This is a genomic window from Teichococcus deserti (assembly GCF_001982615.1).
Lineage (GTDB): Bacteria > Pseudomonadota > Alphaproteobacteria > Acetobacterales > Acetobacteraceae > Pseudoroseomonas > Pseudoroseomonas deserti.
On sequence record NZ_MLCO01000461.1, the window covers coordinates 1 to 1582 of the forward strand.

Annotated in this window: 2 protein-coding genes; one reads left to right on the forward strand and one right to left on the reverse strand. The window is 77.2% G+C overall.

The genetic code is table 11. The features are described 5' to 3' along the window. A partial coding sequence (locus BKE38_RS33730; RefSeq protein ID WP_131829787.1) for an MFS transporter occupies positions 1-1119 on the forward strand: 1119 nt, incomplete at its 5' end. On the opposite strand, the gene BKE38_RS29040 is transcribed toward BKE38_RS33730, so the two are convergent. Then, positions 1090-1582, reverse strand: a 493-nt coding sequence (locus BKE38_RS29040; protein WP_131829788.1) for an NAD(P)/FAD-dependent oxidoreductase, incomplete at its 5' end; no start/stop codon positions are given. The genes BKE38_RS33730 and BKE38_RS29040 overlap by 30 nt on opposite strands.

The window sequence follows — 1582 nt, forward strand, 5'->3', positions numbered from 1 at the left end:
GTGGTGCTGGGGCTCGGCGGCGATGCCGGGCAGCTGGGGCAGCTGCTGGCGCTGCAGGCGCTGGCCTGGCTGGTCTGGTCGCTGCCGGCCGGGCTGCTGGTCGACCGCTGGCCGCGACGGCGGGTGCTGGCGCTGGCGGGCTGCAAGGCGGCGGCCGGGCTGGGGCTGGCGCTGGCCGGGCTGCAGACCAGCGCCGTCTGGCTGCTGGGGCTGGGCAGCTTCCTCGGCGCCATGGGCACGGCGCTGTTCGTGCTGGCGGCGACGGCGGTGGTGCCGGCGCTGGTCGGCGCCGAGGCCCGGCCGCGCGCCAATGCCAGGCTGGAGCTGGCCCGCGCTTTGGTCACCCTGGCCGCCCCGGTGGCCGTGGGGGCGCTGGCCGCCCGCGGCGCCCTGCCGCTGGCCTATGCGCTGGGCCTGGCCGGCGCCCTGCTGGCGGTGGGCTGCGCGCTGCGCCTGCCGGTGGCGGCGCCGCCGCCCGCGACCGGTGGCCACCCGCTGGCCTTGCTGCGCGACGGCGCCGCCTTCCTGCTGCGGCACCCCTTGCTGCGCGCCATCGGGCTCTGCGCGCTGTTCTGGAACATGGGCTTCTTCGCCATGCTGACCGCCTTCGTCCCCTTCGCGCTGGGGCCGCTGGGGTTGCAGGCGGGGCAGATCGGCCTGGCCCAGGCGGGGCTGGGCGCCGGGCTGCTGGCCGGCGCCGCGCTGGCGCCGTGGTGCCTGGCGCGTTTCGGCAATCCGCCGGTGCTGCTGCAGGGGCCGGCGCTGTCGGCGCTCGCCCCGGCGCTGCTGCTGGCCGCACCCGCGGGGACGGCCGGGCTGGCGCTGGCGATGCTGGCGCAGTTCCTGCTGGGCTTCGGGCCGATGCTCTGGCTGGTCTGCCAGCTGTCGATCCGCCAGGCGCTGGTGCCGCAGGCGCTGCTCGGCCGGGTGGGGGCCACGCTGCAGCTGGCCAATTACGGCGTGCGGCCCTTCGGCGCGCTGGCCGCCGGCTGGCTGTCGGCGCGCCTCGGCCCGGCGGCGGGCATCGGCTTCGCCGGGCTGTGCTTCGGCGCCTCCTTCCTGGTCATCGGCCTGGCGCGGCCGCGCCGGTCAGAAGCGGCCCGGGTCGAAGGCGGCTAGCGAAGGCTCCGGCCCGGTGCCGAACAGGCTGGCCACCAGCCGCGCGCTGGTGGCGGCCAAGGTCAGCCCCAGATGCTGGTGGCCGGCGGCGACCACGGCATTCTCCAGCCCCGGAAGCCGGCCCAGCGCCGGCAGGTAATCCGGCAGGGTCGGGCGGTCGCCGCTCCAGCGCTCGGCGATGCCAGGCGCGGCGCCGTAGAGCGCCTTCAGATGGCTGGCCAGGACTTCGGCCCGGCGCCAGTTCGGCGGGCGGCCGGCGGCGCCGAATTCCACCGTGCCGGCCAGGCGGGTGCCCATCTCCAACGGCGTGGCGACGAAGCCGCGCTCGTTGAAGGTGGTGGGCAAAGCGAAATCCGGCCCGCCGGCCGAAAGCATGACATGGTAGCCGCGCTCTGGCGTCACCGGCAGGTTCACGCCCAGCTGCCTGGCCAGCCCCGTGGTGGCGACGCCGGTGGCCAGGACC